Origin of the sequence: Rhizobium tibeticum (assembly GCF_900110205.1) — a bacterium.
GTDB classification, from domain to species: Bacteria; Pseudomonadota; Alphaproteobacteria; order Rhizobiales; family Rhizobiaceae; genus Rhizobium; species Rhizobium tibeticum.
Map to the genome: position 1 here is coordinate 1 of NZ_FOCV01000041.1, position 17,223 is coordinate 17,223.

A 17,223-nucleotide genomic window follows, 5' to 3' on the forward strand; every position below is an offset into this window, starting at 1 on the left:
ACCGTCAAGACATCCGATAGGAGCCGTATGCGGTAGTGCCGCACGTACGGATCTGGCCGGGGGGCGATGGGCAACCATCGTCCCTACCGGGACCCACTCACCCGAGACAGAACAATCATCAGAGTACGCCGATCTGCCGGGATCGCTAGTCGGACCAAAGTCCGAAAAAGAAAACATCGAGGGGAGGTTCAGCAGCTGGGCGCACGCAGGCAACGCTGTCGAGAACCTTACCCCTCAACGCATCCTGCCCTAGGGGACAGGACACCAGTGGGACTTCAGGCTCGCTTTGGAGGTTTACCTGAAGTCGTCCGAGTGCCAAAGATGCGCATCATTGGCACAACAGTTATTATACGCTCATGGCATCGGGTTGGGGAGAGGATTCGTCACGACCGATCGTGGTCGGATGCGCCAAAATAGGATAGCACCTCCTCCTCAAGCTCGAGGCAGCGTTGCTCGTATTCCTTCAGGAGTACCTTGTTGCCTCCCTCTGCACGCAACTTGTCGCGGAACCTGACGGCGTCACCGTAGTTCTCGATATCTTCGATCCACCAATGGGCGCTAGGGGCATAGGGCCGGAGACGTGGGTGGCGCATCAGAAGCACCGCCAATCCATAGCGAAAGCTGTTGAAGCGTGGGTTTTCCATGTTTCAAAGCCGTCACGGATGAGGCTCTGCGAACAGGAGAGAACACAGAGCTTCGTGCAGTTGAGCTGATGTCGAGGGACATCGACATCCTGGGCAAAACGCGGCTATCCAAGATTAGTTCCAGATCGCAGCGTCAGCCCGCGAGTCGAGCATCCTTCGCTCTATGAACGCGAGCAAGTTGGGCTTCTAAGAACTCTCAACTGATTGCCGGGAAGAAGTTCGATGACCTTCTGGTGCGTCAGATTGATCAGTACGTCGAAGATCTCGGTTTCCGTGAACCCTTGGGCGACCAATGGCTGTCCTATCTCGTACAGATTGAGGACTGCCTTTACCTTTGGGAGAAGCGCCATCACGGCGGCTTGGGTTTCCTGGTCCCGCGTCATTGCAACCGATTTTCGAGCGGTTGATACGTTCATATTGCCACCGTCAGTTCGAACAGTCTGCAAAAAGAACCCCCGCTGTCGCGGCTGCGAGGGCAGAGGCGAGAGTTGGGCCTTGAGGGGTTTCGTTTCTCAAGGCTGGGCCTCAACGCTCGACGCTGCATTTTTGTTCCCGCTCCATATCGCGGTGTGGTCAAATTCAACTGTTGCACCTTCTCGTAGGTCCCTTCCACCAGCCGAGACGCCGAGCGTGGCGTCGGCGTCCATCCGTGGTGGGGCGAGATGGTTTGTCACTGCCACGGTATGTGGTTGATGGCCCAGATCCACTGACCATTTCTTGGGGTGGTGAGATCGAGCACTATCCGTCCGAATTCCGAATCGCCATCCCACGCGGCAAAATCCTGATGACCTTTCACCTGGCGACGTTTCTCGCCAACGATATTTCGGTTGATATTCGGGCATTTCATTTCGCTATAGGGGCAACAAGCAAACGGCCCGCTGCCGCCGGGGCAAACGGGCCGCAGTGCTAAGGAGCACTGGCGCTCTGGGGGATGCGCCGCGGATAAATGTGGGCCTTTGCGTGTTTTCGGTCAATGACGAGGTGTGGGCTGCGCTGACTTTCGTGACGAGACGCCGCACTAGCATCGCTGCAGCGAGCTTCTTATCTTCATTCCATGAAACCAAAGACCCCAATAGCTCTTGGCATAACCGCCTTTATCTGCCTGGCGTGCGCGCTGTTGATCACAGTTTCCATACTTGGCCATACCGTCGCAATTCCGCCTGTATAGCGTCCCGTCAGAAAGAGCCCCGCATGGGGTACCAAGCGGGGCGAGGAAGAGGGACTGTGGAAAGGGGCACACGCGAGCGAAGTGACAAATCTCGCGTTTCCTGCTCCTTAACGCTTTCACTTTCGCTTGGTTCCGCCGGGTTTGTATTCGCTCATCGTCACATCAAGTTAATTGTCTTTTTGCGCATTCCTTGATGTAATTATCTCAAAAGACTTGGCGTGGGCACGGCCATCCTGGACGGCGAGGCAGTTGTTCTCGACGAGGAGGGCAGGCCGCACTTTGGTCGGCTCCAAAATTCCCTCGGTGGGCGCGGCGGCAAGTTGCCCGCCGGTAATGCGATCATGTTCGCGTTCGATCTCCTCTACTTCGACGGCCATGACATCCGGAACATGGAGTTGTCGTCACGCCGGTTCTTCCTGGAGTCACTGCTTCGGAACGAGGAGGAGCGATCCGCCTCTCGGAGGAAGTCGATGGCGACGGCCGCGAGATCTTTGCTGCGGCCTGTGAACATGGCCTCGAGGGCATCATCGCCAAGAACAAGGACAGTACCTATCGCTCCGGCCGGCTTGGTGACTGGGTAAAGGTGAAGTGCGTCCAGTCTGACAGCTTCATCGTCGTGGGTTACGAGCTCTCGACCGTAGCCAGATCGGGGATTGGCAGCCTGCTACTCGCCGCTCGCAGGGGCAGTGGTTGGGCCTATGTTGGCAACGTCGGAACCGGCTTCAACGAGCGCAGCGCGGAGTACCTGCGGAAGACGCTCGATCGGATCAAGCGAAAGACGCCACCTGTCGAATACAGCGATCGACGAAAAAACCTCGTTTGGGTTCAGCCGACACTCATCGCTGAGATGGAATATCGCGCCTGGGACGCATGACGGCAAGCTCCGCCACGCGTCCTATAAGGGGTTGCGAGAGAGCAGGATAATGCTGCCGTATTCGAACTAGAATAGATTGCCTCGGTCAAACAAACCTAAAAAGTACGTTTGCCTCGTCCGCGGCCAAAAGAAATGCCCACTGAGCTTCTTCTTGGGTTACCAAGCCCGTTGCTGTGCCAGCGCAGGCTTCCATCGCCGATATGAACGCTGCGCCGCTGTTAACTGGCCAATCTGAAAACAGCAGATCCAGTGCGTCCTCCGCTGACGCGATAGTGTAGAACGAGTTGTTGCGTTCTACGATTACGATCAGCCACCCCGGTGCTGACACTCGTCCTCCGATCCCCCTGCAAAAATGGTGGATCGCACAGTTAGCCAGCGTTTGACATGAGGGGAGAAAAATCCTCACCCGGCGATCCACTCTGTGAACCTCCACAGTGAGGCGTTGTTCCACGCTATTTGCCAGCTGAGGCCGGAAGGCGAAGAAGTAGCAATTCAAGTAACTCAGGGGCTGTTAACGTCGGAAATTGCCACAACAGATCGATGGCAACACCTGCGGCCGTCTGCACCGAAAGGCTGTTCGGGTCAGTTCGGGTCGTCCCGCACCACCCCTGGAGGGAGGCGGTGACAGTTTCGAGTTCGTTGTCGCTGAGGTCCGCGTTGGTGAGAAAGTTCATCGAACGGCTCCTGCCCAAGGCAAGAGCACTTAAAATCTCTCAAGCAGCCCTGCCCGGGAAACGATGAGCCGACCCCCTGTATGATACGCCCCCTACGGAGCGCACGAAAGCAAATAACCCCTATGTGAGACATACCGGAAAAAACATAGTGATCGGGAAAGCAGTGGGTCTGCTTCATAATCCCGCAACGGTCTGATTTAGCTCAATTGCCGTACTCCGGCATGGCGACAACCGAAGCTGGGCACTGGGTGCGAAGGATGTCGGAGACCCACATCATTCCATAAGGGCTATCTACGCCCTTGGTCTCCAGGAGGCCCCCTAGAATGCAGACCGACTTGTGCTCCACAAAAATTGCTGTAGCGGCCATACCCATATTTCTGCAAGCAGTTGAGAAAGATGGCTCCGAAAAACTAAGACCCGCGTCGTGGCTAACTCTAAGCAGAGGGCCGAGTTCCTTTTTCCTCGCTCCAACCACGTGCTTGCCGCGAAGGTACTTGGAAGAAGTTCTTGTAAGCGATCCGATCCAAGATCCACGTGCTGCTTAGTACCCGTTGGCCGCGGACGCTCTCAACAAGAGCTCGGCGACGCCTTTTCCGGCCCCGACTTCGATCGGGACCATCAGTTGTTGAATTTCGGACCGACGCTCGCGGCGCGGTCCAGGTTGATCGCACGGACACCCTTCTTGAAGGGATTGTAGTCAATCATCGCATTTTGGCGTATTGCCCAGTACTCGGTCGCGACGGACAGATGCTCGCGAGGAAGGTCCCAGAGGCCGCGACGGATAGGCACGGGCGTCGAACTGGTAGCTCACGGCGGAGGCGGACCGAAGCCAGGCGCTTGGGCCACGTACTGTCGAGATGATCGGTGATATCGAAAACCCGGCGGATCGAACGGCCAACCGTCCTTCCGGCCTCGCCATCACTGCATCCGGAAAAGAACATGCTAACGAGAAGCGAGCCGTGCCGCACAGAAAACGGCACTCGCACGCCATGTGGAACCGGTTCTTGCGGCTCGGCGTTTACTGTCCGCCGAGTCGGGAGATTTAAATGTCAGAACATGCCACATCTAACTTCTTTTCTAAATTCGCAAGCGCGGTAGCGGAATGGTCCGGTCGCCCAGCAACGTTTGCAACGGCAGTCGCACTCGTTCTTGTCTGGGCGATTTCCGGACCGTTCTTCGGCTTCAGCGAGACTTGGCAATTGGTGATTAACACCGGCACCACCATCATTACCTTCCTGATGGTCTTCGTTCTTCAGAACTCCCAGAACCGTGATGGCAAGGCGCTGCAGGCCAAGTTGGACGAACTCATCCTTACATCGCAGGCACAAAACAAGTTTGTCGGCATCGAAAAGCTCGGGGAAGACGAGCTTCGTGATCTGAGTCGGAAACTGGCGGAGAAGGCCGACTGCGTCGAGGGTGTGGCCGACCAACGAGCGGGTGGCGAAAGCCAGCTATCTGTATAAGTCGCCGTAGCCGGCGAATGGAGACCACGGCTCTCTTAAGGTTCCGATTGTGCGCTCGACAACTCTCCGGCTTGTTGGATCGCCGCAGAACGTGCGCGCTGCTGTTCAACTGACCTTTATGGGCCGCCAGGTTCTCGCATCTGGCGGACCTTCTCAAACGACCTGATGTCAGTTCCAACCACGAGCCGTCTGCTTCCATTGGCGCAGCGTAAATCGACGCCGTATGGAGCCTACCGGCGATTAGTCCGTTGCAGTCCAGTTCTCAGCACTCGAGATCTGGAGCGCAAATCGATTCCCCGCGATCGCAAGGACGTTCACATCCGATCAATGAAGAACGCCCGAACCACGATCTCATCTTGCTCAAGCTCAACTTGCAGCCGACATCGATAGTCGAGCCACCATGCGCGGTCGAAGACGCCGGACATGACCTCTACAACAACTATCCGATCTCGCTCAATTCCCGCGCCATCGTCCCAAAGCCCTTCGGCGGGCGCGTTAACATGCAGGGTGACGCCGCCGAACTTCTCGATCAACTGCCCCCGAACGTCGGCGAGTATCGTTCGGAAATCAACTTCCTCGACGACTGGAAGCAGGATTTGGATCAGATAGCCCATGGCGATGATCGCTGTTGCTGATAGCAATCAAACTGCGAGCCGCACGTTGTGTTCCGTCCGATGCCAACCCGATTGGTGCGCTTTCTCGGTCCTCACGCTACGAAATGACTACGGCCGCTGATGCCGGATAAGGGGTCACCAGCCAAACACATGCCCTTTCGCAACATATTTTCCTAGCAGTTGCCCCTGGATACGATCTGCCGTTCTCGAAGGATGCGACGCCTTAATCCGCGACACACTGCCGGCGACCGAGACAGAGCGAACTCACGTGAAAAGCACAGGCTGGCCTGCTTCTGCGAAGCCGATCGCAAGTCGAAGGAGGCAATGCAAAAACGAACGGCGCTCGCAGGCTCCAGCCGCTGCGGATGGCTTGGTTGCGGCGACACGCAACGATCGAAAGGAGGCTGGTATCACTCGCCTTCGATCGTTCGACCAAGCTTCCGAAGGTACGCGACAATCTCCTTCTTCAGATGTGTTACGTTGCCAAATCGATCCAGAACTTCGTCTGACTTCGATGATGTGCCATTGATCGTGCGGGCGATCACATAGGCATCCGGACCAACAACCACGATATCGCCGCCCGCCTCGATAACGGCATCGACGTAGGCTTTCGCAAGATCTGTCCCCATCTACGTTCCCAGGTTGGATGTGTCGGTCTGCACTAGAGGGCCATCCCGTTTGCGGACCTTCATTTCCTACCGCGTGGCACCCAAGACAAACGCGATTGCTGCCACAATCGCAACGGCCGTTAGCGGGCTTTCTTTCACCCGCTCCTCCAGATCGGTCAAAAACGATTTTCCTTGCGCCTTCGCCAGCCGGACCGACCCTGATGCAAGCTCAGACACAGATTCCGAAAGGCGTGCTGCTTCGGAGCGCAGTGCGCGCACTTCTGCTCCGCCAAAGTCGCTTGCTTGACGGCTCCGCGATTCTAACGCTTCCTCCACTAATGGCTCTTCCGATTCATTGGGCTGCGCCTTTACACGCTGCGCTTCTTCCTGGTCGGTACGGCCTGCGGGGATGCTTGTTCGTGTGATGGAAACCGGATCGGACGCCGGGAAGGTGTCTTCCAGTCCCTTGTCCAACTCTCCTTTCTTAGCTTTACGGAGCTGCCGTGCCTGCTCGCGTTTCATTGATTCAACCGCAGGCGATGTTTCATTCGGGCTGGCCATCTTCTTTTCCTTCGCGTTCATCTGAACTGGCTGCAAAATCGCTCGTATCCCCGTCCTCGATGTTTCCAAGGCTAGAGCGTCGTACTCATTGACGCTTCCGCCGCTGTCACGCGCGCCGAAGGCCGAAAGTTGCACCATCATCACCTTCGCATGGTCGATCGCAGTCTGGACATTGAGTTTGGGATCCTCGTCGCTCATGCGAACAGATCCTACCTCGCCGCCTTCACCGATGACGTCGGCCTTCAGCGCGGTGCCGTCGCGGGTAACTTTGGTGTCCATGACTTGCATGAGTACTCCTTCCACTGGGACACAACTCCGGTCGAGCGCCGGGGTTCCGCAAAAGTCGTCGGTAAGCCGACTAATGCATCTTTTTGGAATCTTGTGCGTTATGCGCAGCACAATCGAAGTATGCGATCCCATTGCAAAAGGGGAACTCATGGATATGCCGGAACAGGCAAGCACTACATCCGCCGCGCTGACCACGACCGCTTCAGGAGGGCTGTCGATGTCAGCAAACCGCTGTCGGCCGACCACCGTCGCAAGGCGAAGAATGACGCCTAGTCGGACGACGACGGCCCGGGCAACGATCAGAGGAAGGAAACATTGACATGAGCGCGATCCGGCCACGAGCGCCCGACTTCGACACCGACGAAGAGCTACAGGAGCATCTCGCTCTCCTTGAGACCGATACGCCGTCCGACGAAGACATATCGGTTCCAGAAGACTTCCGCCGGGACAGGCGCACATTCGAGGATGTGCGGGCCGATATCGAGACTGTGCGGGATGAGATGAACCATCTTCGGGCTCGCCTGGCCATCCTAACTCGCCAGGCGGAAATCGCGATCAGATCACGGGCCGAATGGGCAGATGCCAGCGCACATGCTCAACTCGGCGAATACCCGTGGGCGAAGCTGGTAGGTGCCATGGCGGGAAGCTTCGCGCTGACACGGCTGGCGAGAAGGCTTCCCTTTGGAAGGTTTGCGACGGCGGCCGCACCGCTCATTCTGGCAGCTCTTAGCAAACGAGCCGCTCGTTAATGCGTTGCCTCATCAACAGCTCGCTCAATCGACGGCGGCCAGACGGCGTCCTTCCATGTTGTCCGTTATGGTTCGTCAAGGCCGACTAGCTGCTTTGCGGAGGTCGGCCTTGTCATACCGAAATGCTCTACCGAGGGGAGTTGATTAACCGCGGTAGCGCAGGGCGTCGACCAGCACCGAGAACGCGGCCGACGGCTGCCTGCGGCTCGGATAGTAGAGGTGGTAACCGGGGAAGGAGGGGCACCAGTCTTCGAGCACGCGCACAAGGCGTCCGTCGGCAAGCTGCTGGCTCACGTGGTCCTCCATCACGAAACCCAATCCGTACCCGTCTTCGGCGGCGCGCACGATCATGTTGACGTTGTTGAACGCGAGTTGGCCTTCGACGCGTACGCGCAGTTCGCGTGCCTCCTTCTCTAACTCCCACGCATACAGCCCGCCTCCGCTCAACATACGGAGATTGATGCAGCGCTGCGACGCGAGATCGTGCGGAATGATCGGCTTCGGATGCTTCGCGAAGTACTCGGGTGATCCGACTATCGCCATTCGAAGGTCCGGCCCGATTCGGACGGCAACCATATCCTTGGCGAGGGCCTCGCCAAGGCGCACCCCCGCGTCGAACCGTTCGGTAACGATGTCGATGAGACTGGAGTCGATTGCGAGCTCGACATTGATCTCCGGGTACTCACCGAGCAGATTCCGCAGCACTGGCCAGAGGACGGTCGTCGCCGCATGTTCCGAGGTGGTGATCCTGATATTGCCGGCCGGCCGTTCTCTGAGCGCACTGAGGGACGCGAGCTCTGATCTGATGCTATCAAGCGCGGGGCGGAGTGTGGCGAGCAACTTCTCGCCTGCATCGGTCGGGGCGACGTTTCGGGTCGTCCGGGTGAGGAGGCGGACGCCAAGCCGGGACTCAAGACGCCTGATCGTATGGCTTAGCGCCGACTGCGACGTTCCCAACTTTGCCGCCGCGCGCGTGAAGTTCTGTTCCTCCGCCACCGTCATGAACGCGTTTAGATCGACCAGTTCCTCGCGTCTCACTCATGAACTCCTGATATCGATGGCGGCGGATTGCTTAAGTTGAAGCAAGCAACCGCTGCTCCGTCAAGCTTTTGGTGGCAGTAGCACAAGGCTCAGAAGGCTTCCGACGCCTGCCACGGCGACGACAAGGGCAAGCGGGAAAGGTGTCCCATCGGCAAGCCGACTAACCGCGGCGGAGCCGACGATCCCGGATCCGTAATGGAGCGCGCCGACGAGAGCGGAAACCGCGCCCGCCTGCGCGGGAAAGTCCTGCAGGGCGCCGCCGATCGAGTTGGCGACGACCAACCCCGACCATGATACGAATACGAAAAGCGGGATCGCAAGGCCAGCCAGCCCGCCCCAGCCGGTGGAGCCCGTTACCAGCAGCACCAGACCGCAGACCGCAGCGCCGGCCGAGCCGAACTGCAGAAGACGGCGGCTGCCATAGCTTCTCACCAGTCGAGCGTTGAAGATATTGGCAAGCATGATGCCGACGATCCCCAGCGCGGAAAGAACCCCATAGAGTTGCGGAGCCACATGGTAGTATTCGATGAACGCGAACGGCGTCCCGGCGATGTACGCGTAGATGCCCGCGTAGAAGAAGCCGCCAGCGGCGGCGAAGCTAAGGAGGCGCCTGTTCGAGACAAGCCGGCGGTATCCACGTAGCGCGTCGAAGATCGAATCCTTGCTGCGTCTGTCGGCCGGCAGCGTCTCCGGCATGGTGAAGAGCGCGGCAAGCGTGACCAGGCCGACAACTAGGAGGAGCCAGAAGATCGCGCGCCAGCCGGCGATAGCAAGAACCTGTCCTCCGACGATGGGCCCCAGAAGCGGAGCGATCGCCATCACGGTGATCAAGGTTGACAGCATCTGCGCGGCGCGACTGCCTTCGTAGAGGTCGCGCACCATAGCGCGTGAGAGCACGACGCCCGAGCAGGCACCGACGGCCTGCACGATCCGCCAGCAGATCATCTGCTCGGGGCTTCCGGAAAGGGCACAGCCCGCCGAGCCTAGCACGAACAGCAGGAGCCCCGCCGCGACGGGGAGCCGCCTGCCGAACCTGTCTCCTAGTGGCCCCCAAAGGAGCTGGCCGAGACTGAAACCGATCAGGAAGCCGGACACCGTCAGTTCCATGGAGCCGGCGTTGGCGTGGAGCTCCTTCGCCTTGCTCGGCATCGCCGGAAGATAGAGGTCGGTTGAGATCGAGGCAAAGCCCATAAGGGCACTCAGGATGGCAAGCACCCGCAGGCGCTGGGGCTTAGGGCCTGCTTCCGCAGTTTCGTCCGTGACGAAGGCGGTCGGCTGCTCGGCGAAATCTTGTGACATGACGTACTCGCTCGCAAAGAAGGAAGGCGCCTCGCGGCGCCTCCGAATGAATCAAAGACCCGTGGTCTTCATCAGGTGCTCGGGGTAGCGCTCGCCCTCGACCTGAATCTTCGCTGCGGCGTCGTCCAGTTCGGTGAGATCGGCTGCGGTCAGTTTGACCTCTACTGCGGCGAGGTTCTCCTCAAGGCGGTGAAGCTTCGTCGTTCCAGGGATCGGTACGATCCACGGCTTCTGGGCCAGCAGCCACGCCAGCGCGATCTGGGCCGGCGTCGCTTTCTTCTCCTCCGCTACGCGCCGGATCAGGTCGATCAGGGCTTGGTTCTTTTCCATCGCCTCGGGCGTGAAGCGTGGCAGGATCTTGCGGAAGTCGTTCTCTGCGATCTTGCTGTCCTTACCCATCGCGCCGGTCAAGAATCCCTTACCGAGAGGGCTGTATGCGACCAATCCGATGCCAAGTTCCTCGCATGCCTGCAGGATGCCATTCGTCTCGGGGCCGCGGGTCCACAGCGAGTATTCGTTCTGGAGCGCAGTGATCGGCTGCACCACGTGTGCCTTCCGCACTGTCTGCGCACCCGGTTCGGAAAGACCAAAGTGCTTCACTTTGCCTTCGGTGATCAGCTCCTTGACGGCCCCTGCCACGTCCTCGATCGGAACGTTCGGATCCACACGGTGCTGGTAGAAAAGATCAATAACGTCGACGCCCAGCCGCTTAAGCGACGCTTCGGCAACTTGCTTGATGTGCTCCGGGCGGCTGTTGACACCGGCCATCTTGCCGTCCTGGATGTTGAAGCCGAACTTCGTGGCGATAACCACCCGCTCGCGCACGGGGCGCAACGCTTCACCGACGATCTCCTCGTTTGTGAACGGGCCATAGACTTCCGCCGTGTCGAAGAACGTGGCGCCGCGATCAACGGCGTCGCGGATGAGCCTAATGCTCTCATCGTTGCTGAGCGCGTGGCCGTAGCTGAAGTTCAGGCCCATGCAGCCAAAACCGAGCGCCGAGACCTCCAGGCCTTGTCCGAGTTTTCGTTTCTTCATCGTCGTCACCTCTCGTGTTGCGATGAACCGGAAGATAGGACGAAGTGCTTGATGCGATTAGTCTGCTAAATCGGCATGCGGTCATGAAATCGGTTCATAGATGCCACCGGTCGCCCGCCGTTTTCGTGACAGACGGCACGCGCCTTCGCGACGGCAGGAGCGGAGCTTAGTGAACACATGACCGCCGAGACTAAGCACGGACCCCCATCGAATGAAAAACGGCGCCCCGGACTCGCTGAAGTCCACAAGCGCATGCTGTAGAATGTCAGCTTGATCCAGATTTCGAGCACTCCGAGGCTGGACAAACCGACGCCCGCAACAAGGGCGACGAGCGCGCGAAGAAACCATGCTTCCACCTCACGGCAAGACTCGTACTGTTCGAAAGCCTGGACGTGGTTATGCGCGCTGAATTCATGAATTCTGCGCATAGGTACATGCCATCGAGAGCGTCTAATCAGATCAATCTGGCGGCGCTATCTTCCTCCGCGAGATGAAAGGAACACCAGAGATGCAACGGATGAACGTCCTCGTCATCGGTGCGACAGGAAGCATCGGTCGCCTCGTCGTGGAGAATGCCTCACAGAAGAACCACAAGGTCCGCGCCCTTATGCGAAGCGCGTCCCGTACAACCCGACTCTCGACCGACGTGAACGTCGTGGTTGGCGACGTTACAAGGCCAGAGACGTTCGCTGCCGCCCTCGAGGATATCGACGCCGTCGTCCTCACGGTTAACGCCGACGGCCAGGGGAAAGAAGCGGCAGAGGCCGTCTACTATCGCGGCGTCCGAGACATGCTTGTCGCCATTGGCGAACGGCCCGTGCGGATTGCCCTCATGACAACGATCGGAGTCACAGAGCGGAACGGCCACTACAATCGGACAAACGAGGGTCACGACTGGAAGCGGAGAGCGGAGCGACTGGTTCGCAAGAGCGGCCTGCCGTACACGATCGTGCGTCCCGGCTGGTTCGACTATAATGCCGCGGACCAGCATCGTCTGGTCTTCCTGCAGGGCGACCGCCGTCACTTGGGCACGCCAAGCGACGGCGTCATCTCCCGGAAGCAGATCGCAGAGGTTCTGGTCGAGAGCCTCACGTCGGACGCCGCAACGCGCAAGACACTGGAGCTCGTCGCAGAGAAAGGCCCTGCGCCCGCAGACCTCGACCCGCTCTTCGCCGCGCTTCGGCGCGATCCGGACGACGCGCTCGACGCGGTCCTCGACATGGACAACATGCCGCTCGATCAGGAGCCAGACCGCGTCCGACGCGATTTGGACAGAGCGACAAGAACCTCTACGGCGGGCTAGTTCGCCCGTGTGAAAGGACTTCCTCATGACAAATGTGGTCGTTGTCATCGGCGCAGGCTCCATCGGTCAGGCGATCGCCCGGCGTGTCAGTTCCGGGAAGCATGTGGTTCTTGCCGATCTCAGGAAAGAGAATGCCGACGCTGCCGCAAAGGTGTTGAGCGAGGCGGGCTTCAACGTCAGCACCATGGTAGTCGACGTCTCGTCGCGGGCTTCGGTGCACGCCCTCGTCGAAGCCGCCACCGCCATTGGTGATATATCTGGAGTCGTTCATGCCGCGGGCGTTTCGCCTTCGCAGGCTCCTCCCGAAGTCATCCTGAAGGTCGACCTCTACGGGACGGCGGTCGTGCTGGAGGAGTTCGGCGATGTGATCGCGCCAGGCGGTTCTTGCGTAGTTATCGCGTCGATGTCCGGGCACCGGCTACCGGCCCTGACCGCCGAGCAGGACAAGGCTCTCGCCACGACTCCCGCCGAGGATCTGCTCGCGCTGCCCATGCTCCGGCCGGACAAGGTCGCCGACCCGCTAAACGCCTACCAGATCTCCAAGCGCGGCAACGCGCTGCGGGTCAAGGCCGAGGCGGTGAGGTGGAGCAAGCGCGGCGCGCGCGTGAACAATATGAGCCCAGGCATCGTCATCACGCCACTTGCCAAGGACGAGCTGACTGGCCCGCGTGGCGAAGGATATAGGCGCATGATCGACCTCTCTCCCGCAGGACGCGCCGGAACGCCGGACGAGATCGCATCGTTGGCCGCTCTCCTCATGGGGCCGGACGGCGCCTTCATCACCGGCAGCGACTTCCTCATCGATGGCGGCGTGACCGCCTCGTACTTCTACGGCGAGCTAGCACCCAAGTGACGGGATCTGGCTCAACCTCAACAACGAAAGGACAACGCTAATGTTGGGAACGAAGCTTTACGGGCCGGGCGACGTCCGCTGCGAGGAAGTCGCCGAGCCGAAGATCCTCAAGCCGACCGACGCCATTATCAAGCTGTCGGCGAGCTGCATCTGCGGATCGGACCTTTGGCCGTTCCGTGGCGCTAACGAAGTCACCGAGCCGCTCGCCATGGGCCACGAATACTGCGGCGTAGTCGTGGACGTCGGAAGCGCGGTGAAGACGGTCAAGCCGGGTCAGTTCGTGGTCGGCTCCTTCTGCCTGTCGGACAACACGTGCCCCCACTGCAAGTTCGGCTTCCAGTCCTCCTGCGAGCAGCGCGAGTTCATGACGGGCGCGCAGGCGCCGTTTGCCCGCATTCCTCTCGCCGACGGCACTCTCGTCGCAACAGCGGAGCTTCCGTCGGACGATCTGATCCCGAGCCTGCTCGCCGTTTCCGACGTTCTCGGAACCGGATGGTACGCGGCCGATGCCGCCGGCGTCCAAGGGGGCGGTACGGCGGTGGTCGTCGGCGACGGCGCGGTCGGCCTGATGGGCGTCCTCTCCGCCAAGCAGATGGGCGCGTCTCGGATCATCGCGATGAGCCGCCATAAGAGCCGGCAGGATCTCGCGCTGGAGTTCGGCGCGACCGACATCATCTCCGAACGCGGCGACGAAGGCGTGGCACTAATCAAGGAACTTACGAACGGCGTCGGCGCGGATTCCGTCCTAGAATGCGTCGGCACCCAGGAATCCATGAGCCAGGCGGTCAACTGCGCCCGTCCGGGCGGCAAGATAGGATTCGTCGGTGTTCCGCACGGCGTCACGTTCGACGGCCAGAACCTCTTCTTCCAGCAGAAGAGCCTGCTAGGCGGCCCGGCCCCGGTGCGTCGCTACCTGCCGTACCTGATGGATCTTGTCCTGGATCGCACGATCAACCCCGGCAAGGTGTTCGACCTCGAGATCCCGCTGGCCGACGTCGCTGAAGGCTACCGCGCCATGGACGAGCGCCGCGCCATCAAGACGCTTCTTCGCGTCTGACGGAACAGGCGCTTCGGCGGCCTTTCCTTTCACTCCTTCAAACCAACATCGACGGAGACGAGCTCATGAAGAAGATTGCAGCCACCACCGCAATGTCGGCCTTGGCAGCGACCGGTGCCGAAGCCGAGGAGAAGCGTCAGCGCGTCGCGCCGCAGGCCGTATACGAGACGGCGCCGGGGCTCGGAGACTTTACGGACAATGTCCTCTTTGGTGAGGTCTGGGAGCGCAAGGAGCTCTCGCCTCGCGACCGCAGCCTCGTCACTGTCGCCACGCTCGTGTCGACCGGCAGGGTCGCGCAGACCGGCGGCCACGTTCGTCGTGCACTCGACAACGGCGTGAAGCCGGAAGAAATCGGCGAGCTGATCACTCAACTCGCATTCTATTCCGGTTGGCCGAACGCTATGTCGGCTGTCACCGAGACAAAGAACGTATTCGTGGAGCGGGGCATCGGCACCCTTTCGAACAGCGGCGCCGCCCGGGTCGAGCTCGAAGCCGCAGCCGAAGTGACGCGCAGGGCCACAGTCGACGCGAACGTTGCGCCGACGGCGTCGGCACTGGCCGATCTCACCAACCGCGTTCTCTTCGGTGACCTTTGGCAGCGTCCAGATCTGTCGGCCCGCGATCGCAGCCTGGTGACGATGGCGGCCCTGGTCGCGATCGGACAGCCCGAGCAGCTTCCATTCCATGCCAATCGCGCGATGGACAGCGGCCTGACGCACGCCGAGGCTTCGGAGGTTGTCACGCAAGTGGCTTTCTATGCCGGCTGGCCTCGGGCGATGTCGGCCGTCCCGGTTCTCAAGAAGACCTTCGAAGGTCGCGAGGCCGCTTTTCAGGCCGCCACCGCTCCGGCCGACCTGAAGGTGACCCGCGCAGGCGAGGGCAGGGCGGCCGCGCCGGAGCAGTACTTCACCGGCAAGGTCGAAACGTCGGGCTTCTATCGCGGCGACGCGCCCGCTCGGATCGGTGGCGCGACCGTTTCGTTCTCGGCGGGAGCACGGACTGCGTGGCACACCCATCCACTCGGCCAAACTCTCTTCATTGTGTCGGGTCGTGGTTTGGTTCAGAAGCAGGGTGGCCCAGTCGAGCAGGTCGGTCCCGGTGACGTAGTCTGGATACCAGCTCAGGTCCGGCATTGGCACGGCGCCTCCACCGACGAGGCGATGACGCACTTCGCTGTCGCCGAGGCCCTCGACGGGAACTCGGTGACGTGGATGGAGAAGGTCTCCGATGAAGACTATGCCGCAGGCCGCAATCTTGATTGAGCGGTGCAAACCGGCGATGGAGGCATCAATGTTTCGACGCCACTTCCTGCAGGCCCTGCCGCTCGCCGCGGCAGCCGTGTCGGCTGTTCCGAAAGGCGCCCTTTCGCAGGAGTTTGGTGGCGGCCCAAGAACACTGGTCGCCTACTTCTCGCGAACAGGAAACACAAGGGTGATCGCACACCAGATCAGGAGAGCGAAGGATGCCGCGCTGTTCGAAATCGATCCGGCAGTCCCCTACCCGGAGGACTACGAAGAAACGGTCGCGCAGGCCCGCCGCGAGACAGCGTCCGGATACCTTCCACCTCTCAGGGCGTCCGTCCGGGAGGTCCGTCAGTACGATGCGATCTATCTCGGCTTTCCAATCTGGGGGATGACAGCGCCGCCGGTGATCCGCTCGTTTATCCGGACTCACGACTTGTCTGAAAAAGCGGTATATCCCTTCATGACCCATGGAGGATACGGCCTGGGAAACAGCATCGACGTGCTGACTTCCTTGGCGCCTCGAGCAGACCTGAAACCAGCCTTTTCAATGGAGGCCGATCAGGAACGACAAACGCTTGAGCAGGTTAGAGGCTGGTTGGGCGGCTAGGTGGAAAGAATGGCGGAGACAGCAGCGTTTCAGGATGCCGTGACGGTTCGCCCTGCAGTTCCGGCGGACGCGCAGCCTCTCGGGACGTGGGGAGCGGAGCTTATCGCGCTTCACCATCAGTTCGACGCCGAGCGGTTCATTGGGGCCGGGTCTGCCACGCCGTCGAAGTATGCGAGCTTTCTCGAGAGGGAGATTGGCCGACCAGATGCGGTCGTTCTCGTGGCCGAAGATCACGGGTCTCTAGTCGGCTACGTCTACGCGGCGCACGAGGGCAGGGATTACATGTCCTTGCGCGGACCCGCAGGTGTCATACACGATCTCTTCGTCGATCCAGCCCGCCGCGGTGAGGGCATCGGCAGGTCGCTACTTGAGGCAGCCATCTACGATCTCAAGTCCAAAGGCGCCGAGCTCCTGGTGCTCTCGACGGCGTACCGCAACGAGGCGGCTCAGAGCTTGTTCGCTGCTGTCGGTTTCCGTCCCACAATGATCGAGATGACACATTGGACGAACAAGAGACGTCCCCAAGAATGAACTGAGCAAGGATCGGGACCGCTAGTCCACGCGTCTCGCGATCCGTAAATCCTCGTAAGGAACACCCCATCCGCCGGTCGATCTTAGAAACAGCACGGAGGTCTAGACGCCTTGCTCACCGAGTGCGTTCGATGCAAGCACGTGCATGACGTTGCGATGAACGGCGCGAAGCTCTTCCGGAAAGAGGTAGGCTCCTAGCAGGGCCGTCGCAGCGTTATGTCCAGCTTTCGCTCGAGATAATCCGCGCGCGCCTTCTCCAACGCCTCCTTCAGTCCGGCTTCGGAGGCGAGGCGATCCATGATCCTGTGCACATGGCTGCAGAATGTCTGCGGGATGGTGAAGACGAAACTGTCGCCCAGCCTTACACTTGGCGTGTCCCTGATAGCGTCGCCCAGGAAGAGATGTCCGTCAGGAACCTCGACAAGCTTGCCCGGTTCCAGCGATACAACGGCCAGCGTCGCGTTCACACGATCGGTCCCCATCGAGACCAAGTCGGCGACTTCCTCCGCCTCGAAGGTCGCCCGGTCGAGCAACCTGAGATCATCGTGCGACATGATCAGCGCGAACGCACTCTCTCAGTCGGCCGCTCCGCGAGGCGCTTTTATCT

Annotated in this window: 21 protein-coding genes and 1 pseudogene; 9 read left to right on the forward strand and 13 right to left on the reverse strand. The window is 60.1% G+C overall.

Features of this window, described 5'->3' with window-relative positions:
* Positions 1-383: 383 nt before the first annotated feature.
* Together BSG20_RS29340 and BSG20_RS29345 are read right to left on the reverse strand one after the other, a co-directional pair.
* Positions 384-644 carry a hypothetical protein gene (locus tag BSG20_RS29340; RefSeq protein WP_072381141.1) on the reverse strand — a complete coding sequence of 87 codons (261 nt, stop codon included), beginning with the start codon at positions 642-644 and terminating at the stop codon, positions 384-386.
* A gap of 161 nt (positions 645-805) precedes the next feature.
* Positions 806-1,060, reverse strand: a complete 255-nt coding sequence (locus BSG20_RS29345; RefSeq protein ID WP_143147546.1) for a hypothetical protein — start codon at positions 1,058-1,060, stop codon at positions 806-808.
* Between the two features lie 958 nt (positions 1,061-2,018).
* On the opposite strand from BSG20_RS29345, the pseudogene ligD reads away from it, so the two are divergent.
* Positions 2,019-2,761 (forward strand): annotated as a pseudogene (gene ligD, locus BSG20_RS37855) (non-homologous end-joining DNA ligase); the annotation flags it as partial.
* Between the two features lie 10 nt (positions 2,762-2,771).
* On the opposite strand, the gene BSG20_RS29360 reads toward ligD, so the two are convergent.
* From BSG20_RS29360 to BSG20_RS36720, 4 genes are all read right to left on the reverse strand, one after another.
* Entirely contained in the window at positions 2,772-3,137 is a 366-nt protein-coding gene (locus BSG20_RS29360; RefSeq protein ID WP_342030079.1) for a DUF982 domain-containing protein, read from the reverse strand.
* A gap of 1 nt (position 3,138) precedes the next feature.
* On the reverse strand, positions 3,139-3,360 hold the full coding sequence (locus BSG20_RS29365; protein ID WP_072381134.1) for a hypothetical protein: 222 nt from the start codon (positions 3,358-3,360) through the stop codon (positions 3,139-3,141).
* Between the two features lie 202 nt (positions 3,361-3,562).
* The gene (locus tag BSG20_RS36715) at positions 3,563-3,727 is read right to left on the reverse strand and encodes a hypothetical protein (RefSeq protein ID WP_167371624.1); all 165 of its coding nucleotides are present in this window, start codon (positions 3,725-3,727) and stop codon (positions 3,563-3,565) included.
* A gap of 251 nt (positions 3,728-3,978) precedes the next feature.
* Entirely contained in the window at positions 3,979-4,149 is a 171-nt protein-coding gene (locus tag BSG20_RS36720) for a hypothetical protein (RefSeq protein ID WP_167371623.1), read from the reverse strand.
* A gap of 257 nt (positions 4,150-4,406) precedes the next feature.
* Between BSG20_RS36720 and BSG20_RS29370 the strand changes: the two genes are divergently transcribed.
* Positions 4,407-4,823 carry a low affinity iron permease family protein gene (locus BSG20_RS29370; protein ID WP_072381132.1) on the forward strand — a complete coding sequence of 139 codons (417 nt, stop codon included), beginning with the start codon at positions 4,407-4,409 and terminating at the stop codon, positions 4,821-4,823.
* A gap of 314 nt (positions 4,824-5,137) precedes the next feature.
* On the opposite strand, the gene BSG20_RS29375 is transcribed toward BSG20_RS29370, so the two are convergent.
* From BSG20_RS29375 to BSG20_RS29385, 3 genes are all read right to left on the reverse strand, one after another.
* Positions 5,138-5,437, reverse strand: a complete 300-nt coding sequence (locus BSG20_RS29375) for a hypothetical protein (protein ID WP_072381163.1) — start codon at positions 5,435-5,437, stop codon at positions 5,138-5,140.
* Between the two features lie 410 nt (positions 5,438-5,847).
* Positions 5,848-6,066 carry a hypothetical protein gene (locus tag BSG20_RS29380; protein ID WP_072381130.1) on the reverse strand — a complete coding sequence of 73 codons (219 nt, stop codon included), beginning with the start codon at positions 6,064-6,066 and terminating at the stop codon, positions 5,848-5,850.
* Positions 6,067-6,132: 66 nt separating this feature from the next.
* Positions 6,133-6,606 (reverse strand): hypothetical protein, encoded by a 474-nt coding sequence (locus BSG20_RS29385; RefSeq protein ID WP_072381161.1) that lies wholly within the window; start codon positions 6,604-6,606, stop codon positions 6,133-6,135.
* 608 nt (positions 6,607-7,214) lie between these two features.
* Here BSG20_RS29385 and BSG20_RS29390 point away from each other — a divergent pair.
* Positions 7,215-7,643, forward strand: a complete 429-nt coding sequence (locus BSG20_RS29390; protein WP_072381128.1) for a hypothetical protein — start codon at positions 7,215-7,217, stop codon at positions 7,641-7,643.
* A gap of 144 nt (positions 7,644-7,787) precedes the next feature.
* Here BSG20_RS29390 and BSG20_RS29395 read toward each other — a convergent pair whose 3' ends face one another.
* The 3 genes from BSG20_RS29395 to BSG20_RS29405 form a co-directional block, all read right to left on the reverse strand.
* A complete protein-coding gene (locus tag BSG20_RS29395; RefSeq protein WP_072381126.1) occupies positions 7,788-8,681 on the reverse strand; it encodes a LysR family transcriptional regulator in 894 nt (297 codons plus the stop codon).
* A gap of 63 nt (positions 8,682-8,744) precedes the next feature.
* A complete protein-coding gene (locus tag BSG20_RS29400) occupies positions 8,745-9,983 on the reverse strand; it encodes a multidrug effflux MFS transporter (protein WP_072381124.1) in 1,239 nt (412 codons plus the stop codon).
* Positions 9,984-10,034: 51 nt separating this feature from the next.
* Positions 10,035-11,021, reverse strand: a complete 987-nt coding sequence (locus BSG20_RS29405; protein ID WP_072381122.1) for an aldo/keto reductase — start codon at positions 11,019-11,021, stop codon at positions 10,035-10,037.
* A gap of 508 nt (positions 11,022-11,529) precedes the next feature.
* Here BSG20_RS29405 and BSG20_RS29410 point away from each other — a divergent pair.
* The 6 genes from BSG20_RS29410 (at position 11,530) to BSG20_RS29435 (ending at position 16,616) form a co-directional block, all read left to right on the forward strand.
* Positions 11,530-12,324: an SDR family oxidoreductase gene (locus tag BSG20_RS29410; RefSeq protein ID WP_208611014.1), complete on the forward strand. Its 795-nt coding sequence runs from the start codon at positions 11,530-11,532 to the stop codon at positions 12,322-12,324.
* A 25-nt stretch (positions 12,325-12,349) separates the two neighbouring features.
* Positions 12,350-13,177 (forward strand): SDR family oxidoreductase, encoded by an 828-nt coding sequence (locus BSG20_RS29415; protein WP_072381120.1) that lies wholly within the window; start codon positions 12,350-12,352, stop codon positions 13,175-13,177.
* 40 nt (positions 13,178-13,217) lie between these two features.
* On the forward strand, positions 13,218-14,234 hold the full coding sequence (locus tag BSG20_RS29420; RefSeq protein ID WP_072381118.1) for a zinc-dependent alcohol dehydrogenase family protein: 1,017 nt from the start codon (positions 13,218-13,220) through the stop codon (positions 14,232-14,234).
* Between the two features lie 65 nt (positions 14,235-14,299).
* Positions 14,300-15,496 carry a (R)-mandelonitrile lyase gene (locus BSG20_RS29425; protein ID WP_072381116.1) on the forward strand — a complete coding sequence of 399 codons (1,197 nt, stop codon included), beginning with the start codon at positions 14,300-14,302 and terminating at the stop codon, positions 15,494-15,496.
* Between the two features lie 28 nt (positions 15,497-15,524).
* Complete coding sequence (locus BSG20_RS29430; RefSeq protein WP_244541470.1) at positions 15,525-16,085, forward strand: flavodoxin; 561 nt, start codon at positions 15,525-15,527, stop codon at positions 16,083-16,085.
* Between the two features lie 9 nt (positions 16,086-16,094).
* A complete protein-coding gene (locus tag BSG20_RS29435; protein ID WP_072381114.1) occupies positions 16,095-16,616 on the forward strand; it encodes a GNAT family N-acetyltransferase in 522 nt (173 codons plus the stop codon).
* Positions 16,617-16,810: 194 nt separating this feature from the next.
* Here BSG20_RS29435 and BSG20_RS29440 read toward each other — a convergent pair whose 3' ends face one another.
* Entirely contained in the window at positions 16,811-17,170 is a 360-nt protein-coding gene (locus BSG20_RS29440) for a hypothetical protein (protein WP_072381112.1), read from the reverse strand.
* Positions 17,171-17,223: the final 53 nt, after the last annotated feature.

Excerpts from the sequence above, each read along its gene's own strand:
- BSG20_RS29370 (WP_072381132.1), top strand. The coding sequence starts at position 4,407 with ATGTCAGAACATGCCACATCTAACTTCTTTTCTAAATTCGCAAGCGCG.
- BSG20_RS29400 (WP_072381124.1), bottom strand. The coding sequence starts at position 9,983 with ATGTCACAAGATTTCGCCGAGCAGCCGACCGCCTTCGTCACGGACGAA.
- BSG20_RS36715 (WP_167371624.1), bottom strand. The coding sequence starts at position 3,727 with ATGGCCGCTACAGCAATTTTTGTGGAGCACAAGTCGGTCTGCATTCTA.
- BSG20_RS29385 (WP_072381161.1), bottom strand. The coding sequence starts at position 6,606 with ATGGCCAGCCCGAATGAAACATCGCCTGCGGTTGAATCAATGAAACGC.
- BSG20_RS29405 (WP_072381122.1), bottom strand. The coding sequence starts at position 11,021 with ATGAAGAAACGAAAACTCGGACAAGGCCTGGAGGTCTCGGCGCTCGGT.
- BSG20_RS29365 (WP_072381134.1), bottom strand. The coding sequence starts at position 3,360 with ATGAACTTTCTCACCAACGCGGACCTCAGCGACAACGAACTCGAAACT.
- BSG20_RS29430 (WP_244541470.1), top strand. The coding sequence starts at position 15,525 with ATGTTTCGACGCCACTTCCTGCAGGCCCTGCCGCTCGCCGCGGCAGCC.
- BSG20_RS29425 (WP_072381116.1), top strand. The coding sequence starts at position 14,300 with ATGAAGAAGATTGCAGCCACCACCGCAATGTCGGCCTTGGCAGCGACC.
- BSG20_RS29345 (WP_143147546.1), bottom strand. The coding sequence starts at position 1,060 with ATGAACGTATCAACCGCTCGAAAATCGGTTGCAATGACGCGGGACCAG.
- BSG20_RS29390 (WP_072381128.1), top strand. The coding sequence starts at position 7,215 with ATGAGCGCGATCCGGCCACGAGCGCCCGACTTCGACACCGACGAAGAG.
- BSG20_RS29440 (WP_072381112.1), bottom strand. The coding sequence starts at position 17,170 with ATGTCGCACGATGATCTCAGGTTGCTCGACCGGGCGACCTTCGAGGCG.
- BSG20_RS29375 (WP_072381163.1), bottom strand. The coding sequence starts at position 5,437 with ATGGGCTATCTGATCCAAATCCTGCTTCCAGTCGTCGAGGAAGTTGAT.
- BSG20_RS29340 (WP_072381141.1), bottom strand. The coding sequence starts at position 644 with ATGGAAAACCCACGCTTCAACAGCTTTCGCTATGGATTGGCGGTGCTT.
- BSG20_RS29435 (WP_072381114.1), top strand. The coding sequence starts at position 16,095 with ATGGCGGAGACAGCAGCGTTTCAGGATGCCGTGACGGTTCGCCCTGCA.
- BSG20_RS29410 (WP_208611014.1), top strand. The coding sequence starts at position 11,530 with ATGCAACGGATGAACGTCCTCGTCATCGGTGCGACAGGAAGCATCGGT.
- BSG20_RS29415 (WP_072381120.1), top strand. The coding sequence starts at position 12,350 with ATGACAAATGTGGTCGTTGTCATCGGCGCAGGCTCCATCGGTCAGGCG.
- BSG20_RS29420 (WP_072381118.1), top strand. The coding sequence starts at position 13,218 with ATGTTGGGAACGAAGCTTTACGGGCCGGGCGACGTCCGCTGCGAGGAA.
- BSG20_RS29380 (WP_072381130.1), bottom strand. The coding sequence starts at position 6,066 with ATGGGGACAGATCTTGCGAAAGCCTACGTCGATGCCGTTATCGAGGCG.